Annotated in this window: 14 protein-coding genes and 1 riboswitch; of the genes, 5 read left to right on the top strand and 9 right to left on the bottom strand. The window is 60.4% G+C overall.

The window, feature by feature from the left end; genetic code table 11:
- Positions 1–20 precede the first annotated feature (20 nt).
- The 3 genes from KDX37_RS22010 to nirB form a co-directional block, all read right to left on the bottom strand.
- On the bottom strand, positions 21–1,994 hold the full coding sequence (locus tag KDX37_RS22010; protein ID WP_231655137.1) for a DNA topoisomerase III: 1,974 nt from the start codon (positions 1,992–1,994) through the stop codon (positions 21–23).
- A 163-nt stretch (positions 1,995–2,157) separates the two neighbouring features.
- A complete protein-coding gene (gene nirD / locus KDX37_RS22015; RefSeq protein WP_231655138.1) occupies positions 2,158–2,544 on the bottom strand; it encodes a nitrite reductase small subunit NirD in 387 nt (128 codons plus the stop codon).
- Positions 2,544–5,105: a nitrite reductase large subunit NirB gene (gene nirB / locus KDX37_RS22020; RefSeq protein WP_231655139.1), complete on the bottom strand. Its 2,562-nt coding sequence runs from the start codon at positions 5,103–5,105 to the stop codon at positions 2,544–2,546. Before nirB ends, nirD begins: the two co-directional genes overlap by 1 nt.
- Before the next feature lie 504 nt (positions 5,106–5,609).
- Between nirB and KDX37_RS22025 the strand changes: the two genes are divergently transcribed.
- The 3 genes from KDX37_RS22025 (at position 5,610) to KDX37_RS29860 (ending at position 8,221) form a co-directional block, all read left to right on the top strand.
- Positions 5,610–6,125 carry a GNAT family N-acetyltransferase gene (locus KDX37_RS22025; protein ID WP_231655140.1) on the top strand — a complete coding sequence of 172 codons (516 nt, stop codon included), beginning with the start codon at positions 5,610–5,612 and terminating at the stop codon, positions 6,123–6,125.
- Positions 6,126–6,260: 135 nt separating this feature from the next.
- Positions 6,261–7,256, top strand: coding sequence for a nitrate- and nitrite sensing domain-containing protein (locus KDX37_RS29855; RefSeq protein WP_406643074.1), 996 nt, complete (start codon positions 6,261–6,263; stop codon positions 7,254–7,256).
- Complete coding sequence (locus tag KDX37_RS29860; protein ID WP_406643077.1) at positions 7,253–8,221, top strand: methyl-accepting chemotaxis protein; 969 nt, start codon at positions 7,253–7,255, stop codon at positions 8,219–8,221. The genes KDX37_RS29855 and KDX37_RS29860 overlap by 4 nt, the downstream gene beginning before the upstream one ends.
- A 56-nt stretch (positions 8,222–8,277) precedes the next feature.
- On the opposite strand, the gene KDX37_RS22035 is transcribed toward KDX37_RS29860, so the two are convergent.
- The 5 genes from KDX37_RS22035 to KDX37_RS22055 all read right to left on the bottom strand — a co-directional run bounded on the left by KDX37_RS22035 (position 8,278) and on the right by KDX37_RS22055 (position 14,279).
- Entirely contained in the window at positions 8,278–10,284 is a 2,007-nt protein-coding gene (locus KDX37_RS22035) for a peptidase U32 family protein (RefSeq protein ID WP_231655141.1), read from the bottom strand.
- A 100-nt stretch (positions 10,285–10,384) separates the two neighbouring features.
- Positions 10,385–11,182, bottom strand: a complete 798-nt coding sequence (locus KDX37_RS22040) for an ABC transporter ATP-binding protein (protein ID WP_231655142.1) — start codon at positions 11,180–11,182, stop codon at positions 10,385–10,387.
- On the bottom strand, positions 11,179–12,201 hold the full coding sequence (locus KDX37_RS22045; RefSeq protein ID WP_231655143.1) for a FecCD family ABC transporter permease: 1,023 nt from the start codon (positions 12,199–12,201) through the stop codon (positions 11,179–11,181). Before KDX37_RS22045 ends, KDX37_RS22040 begins: the two co-directional genes overlap by 4 nt.
- Entirely contained in the window at positions 12,198–13,211 is a 1,014-nt protein-coding gene (locus KDX37_RS22050) for an ABC transporter substrate-binding protein (RefSeq protein WP_231655144.1), read from the bottom strand. Before KDX37_RS22050 ends, KDX37_RS22045 begins: the two co-directional genes overlap by 4 nt.
- Before the next feature lie 134 nt (positions 13,212–13,345).
- Positions 13,346–13,544, bottom strand: a riboswitch (cobalamin riboswitch).
- Positions 13,545–13,562: 18 nt separating this feature from the next.
- A complete protein-coding gene (locus KDX37_RS22055; protein WP_231655145.1) occupies positions 13,563–14,279 on the bottom strand; it encodes a FadR/GntR family transcriptional regulator in 717 nt (238 codons plus the stop codon).
- 109 nt (positions 14,280–14,388) lie between these two features.
- On the opposite strand from KDX37_RS22055, the gene KDX37_RS22060 reads away from it, so the two are divergent.
- The gene (locus KDX37_RS22060) at positions 14,389–15,123 is read left to right on the top strand and encodes a FadR/GntR family transcriptional regulator (RefSeq protein ID WP_231655146.1); all 735 of its coding nucleotides are present in this window, start codon (positions 14,389–14,391) and stop codon (positions 15,121–15,123) included.
- A 236-nt stretch (positions 15,124–15,359) separates the two neighbouring features.
- On the opposite strand, the gene KDX37_RS22065 is transcribed toward KDX37_RS22060, so the two are convergent.
- A complete protein-coding gene (locus tag KDX37_RS22065; protein WP_231655147.1) occupies positions 15,360–16,379 on the bottom strand; it encodes an aldo/keto reductase in 1,020 nt (339 codons plus the stop codon).
- A gap of 92 nt (positions 16,380–16,471) precedes the next feature.
- Between KDX37_RS22065 and KDX37_RS22070 the strand changes: the two genes are divergently transcribed.
- Positions 16,472–17,362, top strand: a complete 891-nt coding sequence (locus KDX37_RS22070) for a LysR family transcriptional regulator (RefSeq protein WP_231655148.1) — start codon at positions 16,472–16,474, stop codon at positions 17,360–17,362.
- Positions 17,363–18,076: the final 714 nt, after the last annotated feature.

Here is an 18,076-nt window from a genome sequence, read left to right on the forward strand (position 1 = left end):
AGCGCGTCGCACGATGGGCGCTATCTCTTGGCGGCAGGCCTTGCGGCACGGCGCGGTTTTTTCGCGTCAGCGCCTGCCGCTTCGCCGGACGCCGCACTGCGTCTGGTTGTCTTGCGCTTTTTCTTCCAGGGCGGCTTGACGCCTGCCGGGCCGGCCGGGCCGGTGATACTCATGCGCATGCCGACACAGCGACTGACCTGTTTGCTCATCCACGCAGCCTGTTTGGCGACGAACTCTTCAAGGCTCATCTCGCCACTCTGCACCATGTCCAGCGCCTGCTCCCAGATTGCGGTTGTGCCTGGGTCGGCAATGGCGCGTGGTACAGCGTCGATCAGGCTGAATGCCGCAGCGCTGGCGCACAGCGCCTTGCCTTGCTTGGTCAGATAACCCCGGTCCAACAGGCCCTGGATGATGCCGGCGCGGGTGGCTTCGGTGCCAATCCCGGTGGTGTCCTTGAGCTTTTGCTTGAGCAGCGGGTCTTCCACCAGTTTTGCGACGTTCTTCATGGCCTTGATCAGGTCGCCCTCGGTGAATGGCTTGGGCGGCTGGGTCCACAGGTCCTTGAAGACTACCTCGGCAGCTGCGCACTCGCAGCCCTGATGCAAGGCTGGCAGCGGCTGAGGCGCAGGCGCTTCACGGCCCTTTGCCGGCGCCAGCGCCTCGGGCATGGCGCGTTTCCAGCCCGGCTCGACGATTTGCTTGCCCACTGCACGCAATGCCTGGCCCGCACAGTCAAAATCGGCCTGGGTGCGATCATATTCATGGTTGGGTAGAAACTGCGCCAGATAGCGCGCTCTGATCAGGGTATACACCGCTTTGTATTTGCCGGTCAGGCGCTCGATATTGCGCGCCGCTGCAGTGGGGATGATGCCGTGGTGCGCGCTGACTTTTGCGTCATTCCAGGCCCGTGAACGGCGTTGTGCATCGAGGTATGGCAGCAAGTCGCCCAACCCGGGATCAGCCTTGCCCAGTGCTGCGATGATGCTTGCCGCTTCGGCATGCTGGCTGTTGGGCAGGTAGCCGCAATCGCTGCGCGGGTAGGTGATGACCTTGTGGGTTTCATACAGCGCCTGGGCGATGTCGAGGGTCTCCTGCGCGCCAAGGCCGAGTTTCTTCGAGCAGATTTCCTGCAGGGTTCCCAGGTCAAAGGGCAGCGGAGCTGCTTCACGGATGCGTTCGGTGCGCAGCTTGATCAGCCGGGCACTGCCCGCATTGCGCATCGCCTCGGCTGCCTGCTGCGCAAGCGACTGGTTGAGACAGCGGTCCTGGTCGTCACAGGCATCAGACGGTGCCCGCCATTGAGTGATGAATGTCTGATTGTCATGCAGCAACCGGACGTCGATGGCCCAGTAAGGGACAGGGATGAAGTTGGCAATGCTGCGATCACGGTCCACCACCAGGCGCAGGGTTGGCGTTTGCACACGGCCTACCGGCAATACGCCCTGATAACCGGATTGACGCCCGAGCAAGGTGAACAGGCGGCTCATGTTCATGCCGATCAGCCAGTCCGCGCGCGATCTTCCCAACGCCGAATGGTACAGGCTGAACGTTTCGGCTCCGGGCTTGAGCGCTGCCAGCGCCTTGCGAATGGAGGCGTCATCCAGCGCCGACAGCCACAGACGTTGAATCGGACCGCGATAACGGCAATGCTCGACCAGCTCGCGGGCAATCATTTCGCCTTCACGGTCGGCGTCGGTGGCGATGACCAGCTCCCTGGCTTCGCCCAGCAGGCGTTTGACCGCCTTGAACTGGCTGGCGGTTCTGGGCTTGACCAGCATCTTCCACTTTTCCGGCACGATGGGCAGGTCTTCCAGTACCCAACGCTTGTAGCGCGCGTCGTAGGCGTCGGGCGGTGCGGTTTCCAGCAGATGACCGATGCACCAGGTCACGGTGGCATTTGCGCCCACCCAGCAGCCATCGCCACGTCGGGTAGCGCCGAGCGCAGCCGCAATGTCTTTCGCCTGGGAAGGTTTTTCGCAAAGAAACAGCCGCATGACTACCGTCTTCAATAACCGGTGTGAGGGCTGAAAGGATGGACTTTGATGGGATTGATGGCAAGTTTTATCTGTATGGATATACAGATAAAACCGCCTGTGAACCGGCTGTACGGGAAAACGCCCTCGCGGTCAGGTTCCGCGAAGGCGTTGTGGTGCGTGCTTAAACAGCGATTTCCACGCTTGGGCCATTGAAGCGTACTGGCCACACATCGAGCTGCTGCTCTGGATATTCGATGCAGCTGCCGTCCTGCAGGCGGAAGTGCTGTTTGTACAGCGGCGAGGCAATCACCCATTCGCCGCCGATCTGGCCGATCAGCCCACGGCCGATCACGTTGGCACCCGACTTGGGGTCCCGGTTGTTGATGGCATAGAGCTTTTCACCGTCAGTTGAATCCGGCAGGTAGAACAGCGCCACTTGCGTGCCGTCGAGCCAGGCCACGACGCCGGAATTGGCGACCAGGTCCTGACGCCCACACAAGGCCTGCCAGTGCAGGTCAAGCGCAACCTGGTTGTTGTCAGTCGCAACTGCTGAGTCGGACGAATTCATCAGACCACCTCCTTGAACAATGGGATAAGCGTGAGTTCTTCAGGTTTGGCAGGGCGACGCTGGGCACGCTCCTTGACGAAGTGCACGTCCGGATCGCCACGACCGTCGTTGACGAAGGTACGGAAGCGCTTGAGTTTTTCCGGGTCCTTGAGGGCGTTGGCCCATTCGCATTCGTAGCGATCCACGACCAGCTGCATCTGCGCTTCCAGCTCGGCGGCGAGACCCAGGCTGTCATCGAGGATGACGGCTTTGAGGTAATCGAGACCGCCTTCCAGCGTTTCGCGCCAGACAGAGGTGCGCTGCAGCTTGTCAGCGGTGCGGATGTAGAGCATCAGGAAACGGTCGATGTAGCGGATCAGCGTTTCATCATCGAGGTCGGTGGCAAACAGCTCTGCGTGGCGTGGGCGCATCCCGCCGTTGCCGCACAGGTACAGGTTCCAGCCATTCTCGGTAGCGATCACACCCACGTCCTTGCTCTGGGCTTCGGCGCATTCACGGGTGCAGCCGGACACGGCAAATTTGAGTTTGTGCGGGGAGCGCAGGCCCTTGTAACGGTCTTCGATTCGCAACGCCATGGCGACGCTGTCCTGCACGCCGTAACGGCACCAGGTGCTGCCGACGCAGGATTTTACCGTCCGGGTCGATTTGCCGTAGGCATGGCCGGTTTCGAAGCCTGCCTCGATCAACTCGCTCCAGATGTCCGGCAACTCGTGCAGTTGAGCGCCGAACAGGTCGATTCGCTGGCCGCCGGTTATCTTGGTGTAGAGGTCATACTTCTTGGCCACTGCGCCAATCGCAATCAGGCCGTCCGGGGTGATTTCGCCACCTGGGATGCGCGGTACCACCGAGTAGGTGCCGTTCTTCTGCATGTTGGCCATGAACGTGTCGTTGGTGTCCTGCAACGGCACCAGCGAAGGCTCAGTGATCTGACGGTTCCAGCACGACGCCAGAATCGATCCCACCGCCGGTTTGCAGATGTCGCAACCGTGGACGCCTTTACCGTGACGATCCAGCAGCTCTTCGAAGGTTTCGATACCTTCGACGCGTACCATCGAATACAGCTCCTGGCGAGTGTAGGCGAAGTGTTCGCACAGGCTCTTGTCGACGGCGACGCCACGAGCGATCAATTCGTGCTCGAAGACTTGCTTGAGCAATGCCGTGCAACCGCCGCAGCCGGTGGCGGCCTTGGTGCAGGCCTTGATGCCCGCAAGGTCAGTGCAACCGTTGTCGATGGCCGAGCAGATGGAACCCTTGCTGACGTTGTGGCATGAACAGATGGTCGCGGTGGCGGGCAGCGCGTCCGGGCCCAACGTTGGCGCGCCTTCACCGCGAGGCAGGATCAGGCTCGCAGGATCAGCGGGCAGAGTAATGCCATTTTGAGCGTATTGCAGCAGCGTGTCGTAATAGCTGTTGTCACCGACCAGTACCGCGCCCAGCACCTGTTTACCGTCGGCGGATACCACCAGGCGGCGGTAGCTGGCAGTGGCCTCGTCGATGTACCGGTAGCTGACGGCACCCGCCAGCGCGCCGTGGGCGTCGCCAATCGAACCGACGTCCACGCCCAGCAGTTTGAGCTTGGTGGACATGTCGGCGCCGAAGAATGACTCGGTGTCTATGTCACACAGTTGCGCAGCAACGCCTCGGGCCATTTGGTAGCCAGGCGCGACCAGACCGAACACGCTGCCGTTCCAGGCTGCGCATTCACCGATGGCGTAAATGTCGGCATCACTGGTGCGGCAGTGTTCGTCAATCGCAATGCCGCCTCGTGGACCCAGTTCCAGCTCGCACTGGCGGGCCAGCGCGTCTTGCGGGCGAATACCGGCAGAGAAGACGATCAGGTCGGTTTCAAGGAATTCGTCGTTGGCGAAGTTCATGCGATAACGGTATTGCTTGCCATCGCTGATCGACTGCGTGGCGCGGGACAAATGCACGCCGACGCCCAGCGCTTCGATGCGGGCCTTCAAGGCCGCGCCTCCCAGCTCGTCGAGCTGCACTGGCATCAGGCGTGACGCAAATTCGACCACGTGCGCTTCCAGTCCGAGGGACTTCAGTGCGTTGGCCGCTTCCAGCCCCAGCAGACCGCCGCCAACCACCACTCCGCGACGGGCCTTGGAGGCTGCGAAACGAATGTTGTCGAGGTCTTCCAGTGTGCGGTAGACCAGGCGGGAATTGCCCTGTGCGCCTTCGATGGGCGGTACGAAAGGGAATGAACCAGTGGCCAGAATCAATTTGTCGTAGCTGAAGCAGCCGTCTGCGGTGATGATCTCGCGACGGTCGCGGTCGATCTCCAGTACCGGCACGCCAAGGTGCAGTGTCAGGCCTGCCTGTTCGTACAAGGCCATTTCGCTCATTGCCAATGACTCGGCATCGCGACCGGTGAAGTATTCGGACAAGTGCACGCGGTCGTAGGCACGCTGTGCTTCTTCACCGAACACGTGAATGCGATAGCGATCAAGCGCACCGCCTGCGATCAACTGCTCGACGCAATGATGACCGACCATGCCATTGCCGACGACGATCAGGTTTTTTACATCGTTGAGGGGTAAGACTGTGGTGTTCATAGCAAGTCCCGGCCGAGGCCAATCAGGTTTTTTGAAGCAAAAAAAAAGCGCCCGGAACCTTTCGGTTCCAGGCGCCTTTGCCTGTTCTCTTATGGGTGTTCATGGGCGCGATCTGGCCACGTTGCCGGATGCGCCTGGGTAGCCCTGTGGTCTCAGCGAGACTGGCGATCGACGTCGATCAACCAGGGCGGCCCGACCACATTGAAGGTGGGGTTGATTGAACCTATGCAGAGGTTGTGCCAGTCAGGGTGAGGATCGGTTCGATTGGCCGCAGGCCGCGTGTTACAAGGGGTATCAGCCTTGACGCGCACTGCCGCACCCCGAATGGGATGATTCGCCACGCTGCTTTCAATTGGTGCGTCTGAACGGTGCGGCGCTGTAAAGGTGTGCATCTGCTCTGCTGTCAACGACACCCGTGCGTCAGTTCATGAACAGGTCAACCGCACGGCATCGTGCCGGCGCAGCAAGTGTATTAATCTGCAGGCCCCAGTCAGGTAAGCCGCCATGAATATCCGTTTTACCGAAGTGCTCCCCAGCGAAATCGAACAGACCGTCGAGTTTGTCATGTCTGCCAGGGCCGAGATATTCCCGCTGCTTGACGCCGCTGTTGTTCCTGCCGACCTGGCTGGTTTTGAACGCGTCTTTATAGAGGGTCAGGACGGCAAGTTTCTGATTGCCCGCCACGACGGTCGGATCATCGCTGCCGTTGGCTATCTGCCGTACGACCACCGTTTTGCGCAACTCGACTACGCAGGCCGCAGGACAGTCGAAATTGTCCGGCTGTATGTACTGCCATCGTACAGAGGCGACGGGCTTGCCAGCCGCTTGTGCGAGGCACTTTGGGCACATGCTGACGCCGAGGGCGTAGAAGTGCTGTACCTGCACACGCATCCCTTTCTGCCCGGCGCAATCCGCTTCTGGGAGAAGCAAGGGTTCTGCGTCATCGACGTGGAGAACGACCCGGTATGGCAAACCACGCATATGGAGTGCGTTCGTCGCAAAGCCTATTCAGTCGCATAGTCTGGGCAAGAAAACTGCATAGCCATTAAAGCGGGTGATGGCCAAATAGAATCGGGATGGTCGATTCAGTCTGAGCCGGACGCATCGATACGCTTGCGCCATTGCGCAGCGGTCATGAAAGAGGCTTGATGGATTATGCTTGGAAACGCTCCTTTGCGGCTCAAACTCCTGATGATTCTGCTGTTCCCCTTGCTGGGTTTCCTGTGGTTTGCGGCTCTGTATGTGGTCGATAGCTACAAGACTCTGGAAGACATGAAAGGCGCGGTCACGGCCAGTGCCGACGCACAGAAACTGAGCCAGTTGATTACGGCCCTGCAGCGCGAGCGAGGCGCCAGCGGCGTGTTCATCGGCAGCAAAGGACAGTCGATGCGCGACAGGCTGCAGACCATGCGCGCCGACAGCGATGCGTCCGCCAGCGCCGTACGTGCCATACCCGCAACCAATAATCCGCAGATTGCCAAGGTGCTGGGTGCGCTTGAGCGCCTCAAACCCACGCGGGAACAGGTCGATCAGTTGGCCATCAACGGTACCGAGTCTGGCGCGCGTTACACCGAAATGCTCCAGACGTTGATTGGCTATACCCACGTGCTTGAGGCCAGCGTCAATGATGTACCACTGATTCATGCCCTGGCGGCACTCAACCAGTTCATCGAGATGAAAGAGCGGGCAGGGCGTGAGCGTTTCATTCTCGGCATCGTGTTCACCCAGGATCGTTTTGATGCCGCACTGCTGTCGCGCTTCAGTCGCAATCTGGGCGAGTTCTCTGCCTACTCCGACGGTTTTCGCCGTCAGGCTTCCGAACCGTTCCTGAAACTGCTCGACGGCAAGTTACAGGATGCTGCAGCGCTTGAAGTCGGCAAGCTGCAACGATTGGCAGTCGAAAAACCGCTGGGTGAGGCGCTGGGGGTCAAGCCCGAGGCCTGGTTCGAGTTCGCGACCCGGCGCATCGACCTGATGGGCGAAGTCGAGACCGCGCTCAGTCAGGACGTCGGCAACCTGGCGGCGCAGGCACGCGATGATGCCAGCCGCAATCTTTGGGTGACCCTGGGCGCGGTCATCGGCGCTTTATTGGCAGTGTTCACGTTGTCCTGGCTGATCATTCGCAACATCAACTTCGCAGTCGTGATGTGAATCGCACTTTGCTTTCGCTGTCACGCCGAGACCTGACGGCCAGGTCCGAGTATCAGGGTAAGGATGAGTTCGGCCAGATCGCAGACAACCTCAATGCCATGGCGCATGAAATCAAGGACATCATGCAGGAGATCGGCAGCGCAACCGCTCAGGTGGCCACGGCGGCTGAAGAGTGCTCGGCAGTGACCCTGCAAACCAGCAAGAGCCTGGCACAGCAGCGGCAGGGAACCGAACTGGTAGCAACCGCTATCAATGAAATGAGCGCAACGGTCCGGGACGTGGCGCGCAGCACCACTGACGCTGCGCAGGCATCCCAGCAGGTCAATCAAAGTACCCATGAAGGCCGAGCCGAAATTGACAGCACCATCGTGCTGATTCAGGAGCTCTCGGGTCAGGCAGAGCAGACCTCCGGGATCATTGCTGAGCTCAAGCACGAAAGTGACGCGATTTCTTCGGTGCTGGAAGTCATTCGCGGGATTGCCGAGCAGACCAATCTGCTGGCCTTGAACGCGGCCATCGAGGCAGCAAGGGCAGGGGATCATGGGCGCGGTTTTGCCGTGGTTGCCTCGGAAGTGCGCACCCTTGCGCAGAAGACTCAGGAATCCACTGGCAACATCCAGCAGATGATCACCAACCTGCAAACCGGCGCTGATCGCGCCACTACTTCAATGCAGCAGACGCTCGACAAGGCTCAGGAGGGTGCGCGCAATATTGTGCGTGCCGGTACCTTTCTGGCAGAGATTGCCGAGGGTGTGGCCAACATCAGTGACCGCACGCTGCAGATTGCCTCGGCAGCGGAAGAGCAGACGTCTGTGGCCGAGGACATCAATCGTAATGTCACCGATATCAATGACATGGTGATCCAGGTCAGCGCCGGAGCTGAGCAGACTGCCTCGACGAGCCTCGAACTGGCACGGCTGGCCGAGCATCAGCAGGAACTGGTCAGTCGTTTCAAGGTGGCGTGAACGAGCAATGCCGTTGCAGGAATGGAGCAGGCTGGCTGGCCTGCTCCATTGGGGACTCAGCGCGAAGGGCGCTGGCGTGCGGTTTTCATCAGGTCTTCCGGCGTGATATGCCCAACCACTGATTTGGCCGCCGCGCTGCCAGGCAGCGGAAGGTCGAGAATATGCCCCTTCATCTTGCCCACCACATGCATCTCGCACGGCTTGCAATCAAACTTCAGCGTCAGCACTTCATCGCCATGCACCAGCTGCATCGGCGCGACCTTGGTGCGCACGCCCGTCACACCTTTTGCCTGCTTGGGGCACAGGTTGAACGAGAAGCGCAGGCAGTGCTTGGTGATCATCACCGGCACTTCACCGGTTTCTTCATGGGCCTCGTAGGCTGCATCGATCAGCTTTACGCCATGGCGATGATAGAAGTCTCGTGCCTTCTGGTTGTAGACGTTGGCCAAAAATGACAGATGCGAATCCGGGTAGACCGGTGGCGGGGTGGTCTCAGCCTTGCGACCGCCTTGAGGATGCACTTTTACACGCGCCTCGGTCAGCGCTTCGATAGCATCACGGCGCAGTGCCTTGAGCTGGGAGTTGGGTACGAAAAACGCCTGAGGCGCGTCCAGTCGGATGTCCTGAGCGTGATAGAGCGTGGTGCCCAGTTGGCTCAACAGGTCGCGCAATTGATCCAGCGCCTGCTCGGGCTTGTTGGCTGCTCCAAACGGTCCGTCCAAGTGTACGTCAACGCTCACGCCTTCTTCGCTGGTTGCGGTCAGGTCCAGACGTTCTTCGCGCAGGGAGACTTGCCACTGGATACCGATACGGCGTTCTGCAGAAGTCTTGAGCAGGGCCTGTTGCCAGTTGTGGTCCAGGTTACGGTTGAGCGGATGGTCAGGACGCAGGCGAGACAGACCGGCGGGCATCTCGTTGGGCTCGACGCGATAGCGCCAGCGCTTCTGACCGTCTTCTTCGAACTCGCCCTTGAGCTCGGCAATGTTGGCGCGGAAACCCACTACTTCGCGCTTGATCAGCACATTGAGGCCGTCGCCGTTGGACAGAGGTTCGTGAGTAACGGCGATCAGGTCGCGTTTGCCCAGTTTCTCGACCGTACCGACTGCCAGGCCGGTAAAGGTCGGCGTGTCGAACGCGCCGATGTCGATCTTGCGGTCGCTGACGAAATAGTCGGTGCTGCCGCGGTGAAAGGTCTTTTCCGGGTCCGGTACAAAGAAGTGCGCTGTACGGCCGCTGGAAGCCGGTGCAAGGTCGGTGCGGTCTTCCAGGATCTCGTCCAGACGCTGGCGGTAGTAGGCGGTGATGTTTTTCACATAACTCGCGTCCTTGTAACGGCCCTCGATCTTGAACGAGCGCACACCAGCATCGACCAGCGCGCGCAGGTTGGCGCTCTGATTGTTGTCCTTCATCGACAACAGGTGCTTTTCGAACGCAACAACGCGGCCCTGATCGTCTTTGAGCGTGTAAGGCAGACGGCACGCCTGTGAACAGTCGCCACGGTTGGCGCTGCGACCGTTCTGGGCGTGCGAGATATTGCATTGGCCGGAAAACGCCACGCACAGCGCGCCGTGAATGAAGAACTCGATGGCCGCATCGGTGGCATCTGCGATTTCGCGGATCTCTTGCAGATTCAGCTCACGAGCCAGTACCAGCTGGGAAAAACCGGCCTGATCGAGAAATTTGGCGCGCCCCAGCGTGCGGATATCGGTTTGCGTGCTGGCGTGCAGTTCGATGGGCGGAATGTCCAGTTCCATGACCCCGAGGTCCTGGACGATCAGCGCATCAACGCCTGCGTCGTAGAGCTGATGAATCAGCTTTCGGGCTGGCTCCAGCTCGTCGTCATGCAGGATGGTGTTGATGGTGGTGAAGATTCGCGCATGGTAGCGGTGGGCGAATGTCACCAGCTCGGCGATGTCGCTGACCTCGTTGCAGGCATTGTGCCGGGCACCAAAGCTGGGCCCGCCGATGTACACCGCGTCGGCGCCATGCAGAATGGCTTCACGGGCGATGCTGACATCCCGGGCAGGGCTGAGCAGTTCCAGATGGTGTTTGGGTAAGGACATGGCAACGAGATCCGACGCGGGCAAAGCGCGCATTGTAGTGTCACTGGCCGCGCGGCGCACCTTTGCTGAGCGCGCCGGGCACAATTACTGACTGTCGGTGCTATTTCAGGTGTTGGCGCAAGCGCAGAAAACGGGTGCCGTCGAGAGGGTCCGTCAGCCAGTGGCCGATCACGCCGAACGTTTCGAGCAGCCGCTCAGGCGTCAGCACATCGCCCGGCGCACCCAGTGCCACCATGCGGCCTTTCTCCATCACCGCGACCCTGTCGCAGTCCAGTGCCTGATTCAGGTCGTGAAGGGCAATGACCGTGGTCACCGGCAGCGCCTTTACCAGCCCGAGAATCGTCAACTGATGCTGGATGTCCAGATGGTTGGTGGGTTCGTCCAGCAGCAGAATGCCCGGTCGTTGCGCCAGCGCTCTGGCGATGTGCACGCGTTGTCGCTCGCCACCCGACAGCGTATGCCATGCGCGGTTGAGCAGGTGCAACATGTCGACGTCACGCAGCGCTTGTCGAACTATCGTGTCGTCGGCCTCGCTCCATGGCGCCAGCGCTGACAGCCAGGGTGTTCTGCCCAATTCGACCGCGCCGAGTACGGTGACTGCATCGCTGGTCTCGGCCTGTTGCTCGACCACTGCGAGCACGCGAGCAATGTCGCGGCGGCTCATCTGCGTCAGCGCGCGCTCGCCGAGCATGACGTTGCCACTGGCAGGCTTCTGAATACCCGAGAGCAGCTTGAGCAGGGTGGATTTGCCTGAACCGTTGGGACCGACGACGGCCAGCGTTTCACCCGGCGCGATGCACAGCTCGACGTCGCGCAGAAGGGTTGCACCTCTGACCGCATAGCCGAGTCCTGTGCAACTGAGTGTCGGGGCGTTGACAGCAGACGAGACGGCGTTCATCGACTGCGGTTCCCCCGGATGAGAATCAGCGCGAAAACCGGCGCGCCGATCAGCGCCGTAATCACCCCGATCGGCAGCGCCTGACCCTTGATCAACGTCCGTGAAAGCACGTCGGCAGCAATCAGAAACAGTGCGCCGCTCAGCGCACTCAGAGGCAGCAGTCGAGTGTGGCGCACGCCCACCAGCATCCGTACGGCGTGCGGAATGACCAGCCCGACAAAGCCGATCGAACCCACCAGCGAGACCATCACGGCGGTGACCAGCGCTGCCGTGGCGATCAAGATGATCTGCACCCGTCGCACTGCAATCCCCAGCGAGGCCGCCGAGTCGCTGCCGAAAGTAAAGGCATCCAGCGCGCGTCGATGCCACAGGCACACCAGCAGGCCGACCAGTACCACTGGGACCGCCAGCCAGACTGAATGCCAACGCACGCCGCTGAGGTTGCCCAGTAGCCAGAACATGATGCCGCGCGCCTGCTCGGAGCTGGCGGACTTGGTGATCAGGAACGAGGTCAGGGCGTTGAACAGCTGCGAACCGGCGATGCCCGCCAGAATGATCTGCCCGGCTGCCGTGGTGCCACGCGAAGAATGGGCGAGCAGGGCAACCAGTGAAAACGCCATCAGAGCACCGGTGAAAGCGCCCGCCGACATGGAGATGGCACCGGCACCAAAGCCCATGATCGCCACCAGCACCGCGCCGGTCGATGCCCCCGCGGAGATGCCCAGCAGGTAGGGATCGGCCAGCGGGTTGCGCAACAGCGACTGCAACACCACGCCGCTGATGGTCAGCCCGGCCCCGCAGGCGGCGGCCACAATCGCGCGGGTCAATCGGTAGTTCCAGACGATGCCTTCATCGATGGGGTCAAGCACGTAGCCCGCGGCCCACAGTTTGTTGGCGAGGACCTGAAACACCACCTCCATGCTGATCGAAGTCTCGCCAATGGCGGCACCAGCGATCACCGCCAGCACCAGTACTACCGAGACCCAGAGCGCATGGCCCAGCGCTACCGAACTTTTCACTGCGCGGCGTTGAAGCGATTGGCGGCGTTGGCGAGTTCTTCGATACCGCTGAACAGACGCAGGCTGGCCTGCATGCCATCGGCGTCGATAATCACGATCCGGTTGTGCTTCACCGCGTCCATATTGCGGGTGACGGGGTCCGCCTTGAGAAATTCGATTTTCTTCAGGTAATCATCGGCCGGGAAGCGGCGACGGTCCATGCGCGCGATGACCAGAATGCTCGGATTGGCCTTGGCGATGGTTTCCCAACCCACGGTTGGCCATTCTTCGTCGGACTTGACGATGTTGCGCATGCCCAGACTGTTGAGCATGAAGTCCGGTATGCCTTTGCGGCCTGCTACATAAGGGTCGCTCGCGAGGTCCGAACTGGAGAACCAGAACACTGCAGACACATCCCTGGACTGATTCTGGCTGACATTGGCGATGGCGGCTGCCAATCGCGCCTTGAGGCCAGCGACCAGCGCATCGCCCCGGTCCTGCACGTCGAAGATCTGCGACAGCTGCTCGATGCTTTTGTAAATGGTGTCGATGCGGAACGGTTCGAGGCGGGTACCGTCTGCGCCGACCAGATTGTCCTTGCCTTCGCAATCCGAAGGCATCAGGTAGGTCGGGATCTTCAGATCATGGAACTGTTCGCGAGTGCCGACCACGCCCTGTTTGCCGACCATCCATTCCAACTGAACGGCTACCAGTTGTGGGCGCTTGCCAATCACGGCCTCAAAGCTTGGGTCGTTGTCGGCCAGGCGCTCGACCTTGTCGTTCTGGGCCTTGAAGCGCGGCAGCACGTCGTTGAACCACAGTGATGTGCCCACCAGTTTGTCGCCCAGGCCCAGCTCGTAGAGCATTTCAGTTCCGGACTGACCGATGGTCACGGCTTTTTGCGGCGCATGCGCAAATGTCAGCGGATAGCCGCAGTTTTCAATCGTCAGGGGGTAGTGCGTGGGCGCAGCCAATGCCAGATGGGGCAGGCTCAGGCAGGCAGCAAGAACGGCAAGGCGGGGCAGCGACATGAAATGCGATCTCCATTCGAACGGGTTCGAGGCGCAATGCATATCAGGAAAATACACCCCGGCCGCGATAGAGGGCAGGGCACAGCAAAGGTATGCCGCGCTCAGGATGTCCTTCCCGGACACCCCGCCGGTTAGTGGTCTGCAACGGGTCGGCAGGTCTCCTGACTGGCATGTCATCGCCTGGCCCCGGCCTTCCCGGAGCGTGTCCAGTGGCAGTCATGGGGCAGGCTCGATGCCTACAGTTGCGGGGGCAGTTTCGTTTGGGTCACGTTCTCGCGACGCCTGCGAATTCCCTGTTAGTTCCTCTCGGAAACCGACGGGCGGCATGGTAAACGATAAGGGTTTGGGTGGCTAATGCTTTGCATGGTGGCGCTGCAGGCTGTTGATCAGATGCAGGCGCATTGCTGCTCGCGCCGCATCGCGGTCCTGATGGGCGATGGCCTCGAAAATCTGCTCCTGCTCGCGCTGCTGGGTAGCTGGATCGTCTTCGACCTGCATGGACGCGATATTGCCGAACCCGCTACGGGTCCGCGGCAGGATGCTGCTGCCCAGTTGGTTCATGGCGTCAGTGAAGAAACTGTTTGCGGTACACAGTGCAATGCGCCGATGGAACTCGAAGTCGGCGTTCAAGGTGTCGCGTCCCGCGCCAGCGCAGCGGTGCAGCTCGTCAAGGGCCTGACGAATGGCACTCAGTTGCTCTGGGGTACGGCGATGCGCAGCCAGAGCAGCCGCTTCCGGCTCCAGACTCAGGCGCAACTCGATGATCGACACCGCGTCACCGGGCGAACCGATGGATGGCTCGTCCTGGCGGGCGTCATCAGGGTGTGTTGAATCGACCACAAACGTGCCGATGCCATGCCGGGTTTCGACCAGGCCTTCGGCCTGCAGCCGCGACATTGCCTCACGTACCACGGTGCGACTGACTCCGTTTTCACGGATGATCACTTGTTCGGTAGGCAGCTTTTCGCCGCTTTGAATCTCGCCCTCACGTATCTTTCGCGAGAATTCGGCGACCAGTTGCTGAGTCAGGCTCGACCGGCGGCCTTTGGGAGATGCGGGTTGTTCCATGGCGGGGAAATCAAGTCCGTGTCGGGGCGCTGAGTATAACCTCAGTCAAGGCGTGTTTTGTGTCGGTATCGCAGCCTATACTCGCGTATTGGACAGAACTGAGGCTGCAATGTCGGACAACGCGCTTTCCTCACAAAAGAATCATCGACGCCTGGCTGAAACACTGGTCGACCGGTTTGCCCAGCGCATGCGTGACGGCGTGCTTCAGCGTGGCGAGAAGCTGCCATCCGAAATTCACATCATGGAAGCCGAAGGTGTGAGCCGCACCGTCGTCCGTGACGCGCTGTCACGCATGCAGGCGGCGGGGCTGGTCGAGACCCGCCATGGCGTAGGTACGTTTGTGCTCGACATGCCACCACCCGAAGGTTTTTCAGTGGGTCCGGCAACCATTGCCACCGTGTCAGATGTCCTGAACCTGCTTGAATTTCGCCTCAGTCTTGAGGTAGAAGCCGCAGGCCTGGCGGCGCAACGTCGCAGTCCCGAGGCCCTGCTCGAACTCAAGCGTGCATTCGACGCGTTGCTTGAGGGTCCGCAGAAATCCGGAACTACCATCAATGCCGATTTCCAGTTTCATCTACGAATCGCCAAGGCATCAGGCAACGCCTACCTCATCGATATCATGAAGCACCTGGGCACCAAGCTGATCCCACGTACCCGCATGAATTCGGCTTACACCGGCCAGAGCGACCGAAGCGCCTACCTCGCGGGCATCAATGCCGAGCACCGGCAAATCTACAACGCCATCGCCGAAGGCAACGTAGACGCCGCGCGCGCAGCAATGTACCTGCACCTCAACGGCAGCCGCATGCGCCTGCGCCGAACTCAGGCGCTGTATAGCGACTGAATGGGCGAACTTAACCTGCACGCTGGAAGTCTCGCTCCGGATTGATCTGCTGGTCAGCGCAAACCGGGCTTGAAACGCTCAGACCATGTCTTGTCTTCCCGTCAGCCTGCGCGAGCAAGCTCGCTCGAGCAGGCACTTCATACGTCATCAACCTGTGGGAGTCAGCTTGCTGACGAAAGGGCCGGTCTGTGCGCTGGAATTTGAGCGCACTGTCCAGTTCAGCGCCAGGGCCAGGATCAAAGATCCCCGGTCACACTGTTTGGCAGGTTGGTGCCCATGCCCTCGGGTAAATGGGGGGCTATCTCTTGCAGTTCGGCCTTGCTGAGCCGGATCCTGGTCGCATCGAGCAATCCATCCACCTGTTCGGGGCGGCGTGCGCCTACGATTGCCCCGCAGACTACCGGGTCTCTCAGCACCCAGGCGATGGCCACTGCTGCCGCACTGGCGCCATGTCTGGCACCGATATTGGCCATGACTTCTACCAACGCCAGGTTCTTGCTCAGCCGTGGTTCCTGAAAATCGGCACTGCGCGACTTTCGCCAGTCGTCGCCTGGTAGCTGTGCGATGCGCTGGCGGGTCATGCTTCCTGTAAGCAGGCCGGACTGTAACGTCGAGTAGGCGATCACTCCGGTCTGAGACTGCGCACAATAAGGAAGTATCTGAGCTTCGATATCGCGCATCAACGCTGAGTACGGCGGTTGAAGGGACGCGATCTCCGTTACTGATCGGGCTCGCTCAAGTTGCGCAACGTCGAAATTCGAAACGCCGATTGCCCTGATTTTTCCTTGTGCCTTTGCCTGGGCCAAGGTGGCCAACGCATCTTCGATACCCTCGCTGTTCCCGTCAGCCGGGAACGCTGGCCAATGAATCTGATAGAGATCGATCTGCTCAACCTGCAAGCGACGCAGACTGTTCTCGATTTCGGTCATCAATGACTCAGGGGCGAGCGAATGAGCGATCTTGCCGGTCGTTGGTTCCCACACCAGGCTGCCTTTGGTGAACACCAGCGGGCGACGCGAAGCCGGGACCTGACGCAGCAGCTGGCCGGTCAGTGTCTCGGCATGACCGAGTCCATACACCGCCGCCGTGTCTATCCAGTTCACGCCACGCTCCACCGCATATTCCAGCGCCGCGAGGCTGTCGCCGTCATCTTGCGCGCCCCAACTGAACTCCCACCCTTGTCCGGCGATGGCCCACGTGCCCATTCCGATGGGCGATATCAACAAGTCGGATGTACCCAAACGATTCTTCTGCATGAAAACCTCACGGTGATTGATGCGCAAAGTATCCGTTCAGGTGTTGCTGAAGATAAGATAGGCAATCGTATTTGAGCTGCTGAATATCATTCATGAAAACCCATTGCGATCTTTCTGAACTGGACGCCTTTGCTGCTGTGGCTCGGCATCAGAGCTTTCGTAAGGCAGCCGATGAGCGTGGGGTATCAGCCTCGGCGCTGAGCCATGCCATGCGTTCACTGGAGAGCAGGCTGGGCGTCAGGCTCCTGAACCGCACCACCCGAAGCGTGACGCCCACCGAAGCGGGCCACCAATTGCTTGCCACACTGGTGCCAGCTCTGGGAGATGTCGCCAAAGTCTTGCAGGAACTGGCCTTCAAACAGCAGGTTCCGACGGGTGCCTTGCGACTGAACGTATCGCGACCTGCTGCGCGGCTCGTTGTCGCGCCAATGCTCGCGCCCTTTACAGCGGCTTACCCGCGCATCAGTGTGGAGCTGGTGGTTGACGATGGATTGAGTGATATCACCGCCAAAGGGTTCGACGCGGGCGTGCGCTTTGGTGAGAGCCTGGCTGGAGACATGATCGCCGTTCCCCTCGGACCGCCCCAGGCGTTTGTCACCGTCGCCGCCCCTGGTTATCTGGCGAGACACGGCTTGCCGGAAACGCCGCATGGGCTGCTTGATCATCATTGCATCGGCAGGCGCTTTCCCAGCGGCAAAATGTACAAATGGGAGTACCTCGCTGAAGGGCAGCCCGTGCGCCTGGCCGTCACCGGACCGCTGATCCTGGAGGATGATGCAATGATGATACAGGCCGCGAAGGACGGCGCCGGAATCGCGTACGTGTACGAAGAAATGGCTAGAGACGCCATCGCTCAAGGCCATCTGCAGGAAATTCTGCAAGGCTGGAAAGCCCTGCCAGGCAGGTTTTTTCTCTACTACTCCAGCCGTCACCATGTGCCGCCCACCTTGCAGGCACTGATCGAGTTCGCGCGTCAGCGGTAACCCTCACGAAGAGGCCAGTATGTTCACTGGAAATTTACAACAAGGATCAAAGCAAGTGCCAGCCCGGCACACTCAAAAACAAACCGCGCTTCTCCACCGCTATAGCCGTCACACCGCCGAACGCGACGTAAGGTGCAGGCTGAGTGCTGGCGCTGATCCGGGGGGCAATCGGCAGGGATGCCGATTGAGCTGCACCGGGCCATGGATGGCCCGTTGCAGCGACCGCCGGATCAGTGTCAGGACCAAGGAATCCGCCGCAGGCGGACCCAACCGGAGCCTGGGGCTTTGCCCACTTTGGCCCCATCAAAGTGGGTCGCCGAGGGGCGAAAAGGTGACCTGGGTCGGGCACGCGGATCATTGAGTCCACATTCCAGAACTTCCGGAAAAAAGCCATCCAGGTCAGTCGGGCGGCGTTCCGTTTGCCCACGAAGAAGCCAGTATGTTCACTGGAAATATCGGCTCAATGTCAAAAAATCCAGGATCAGAATCAAACACTCCAAGCCACAGTACACCCAAAAACAAACAGGGCTTTTCTCCCCCAATAGCCGTCAAACCGCAGAACGCGACGTAAGGTGCAGGCTGAGTGCTGGCGCTGATTCGGGGGGCAATCGGCAGGGATGCCGATTGAGCTGCACCGGGCCATGGATGGCCCGTTGCAGCGACCGCCGGATCAGTGTCAGGACGAAGGAATCCGCCGCAGGCGGACCCAACCGG

The sequence above is a fragment of the Pseudomonas californiensis genome (assembly GCF_021147775.1).
Lineage (GTDB): Bacteria > Pseudomonadota > Gammaproteobacteria > Pseudomonadales > Pseudomonadaceae > Aquipseudomonas > Aquipseudomonas californiensis.

Coding starts and splice junctions, on each gene's coding strand:
- KDX37_RS22050 (WP_231655144.1), bottom strand. CDS start 13,211: ATGTCGCTGCCCCGCCTTGCCGTTCTTGCTGCCTGCCTGAGCCTGCCC.
- nirB (WP_231655139.1), bottom strand. CDS start 5,105: ATGAACACCACAGTCTTACCCCTCAACGATGTAAAAAACCTGATCGTC.
- KDX37_RS22035 (WP_231655141.1), bottom strand. CDS start 10,284: ATGTCCTTACCCAAACACCATCTGGAACTGCTCAGCCCTGCCCGGGAT.
- KDX37_RS22040 (WP_231655142.1), bottom strand. CDS start 11,182: ATGAACGCCGTCTCGTCTGCTGTCAACGCCCCGACACTCAGTTGCACA.
- nirD (WP_231655138.1), bottom strand. CDS start 2,544: ATGAATTCGTCCGACTCAGCAGTTGCGACTGACAACAACCAGGTTGCG.
- KDX37_RS22055 (WP_231655145.1), bottom strand. CDS start 14,279: ATGGAACAACCCGCATCTCCCAAAGGCCGCCGGTCGAGCCTGACTCAG.
- KDX37_RS22070 (WP_231655148.1), top strand. CDS start 16,472: ATGAAAACCCATTGCGATCTTTCTGAACTGGACGCCTTTGCTGCTGTG.
- KDX37_RS22010 (WP_231655137.1), bottom strand. CDS start 1,994: ATGCGGCTGTTTCTTTGCGAAAAACCTTCCCAGGCGAAAGACATTGCG.
- KDX37_RS22060 (WP_231655146.1), top strand. CDS start 14,389: ATGTCGGACAACGCGCTTTCCTCACAAAAGAATCATCGACGCCTGGCT.
- KDX37_RS29855 (WP_406643074.1), top strand. CDS start 6,261: ATGCTTGGAAACGCTCCTTTGCGGCTCAAACTCCTGATGATTCTGCTG.
- KDX37_RS22065 (WP_231655147.1), bottom strand. CDS start 16,379: ATGCAGAAGAATCGTTTGGGTACATCCGACTTGTTGATATCGCCCATC.
- KDX37_RS22025 (WP_231655140.1), top strand. CDS start 5,610: ATGAATATCCGTTTTACCGAAGTGCTCCCCAGCGAAATCGAACAGACC.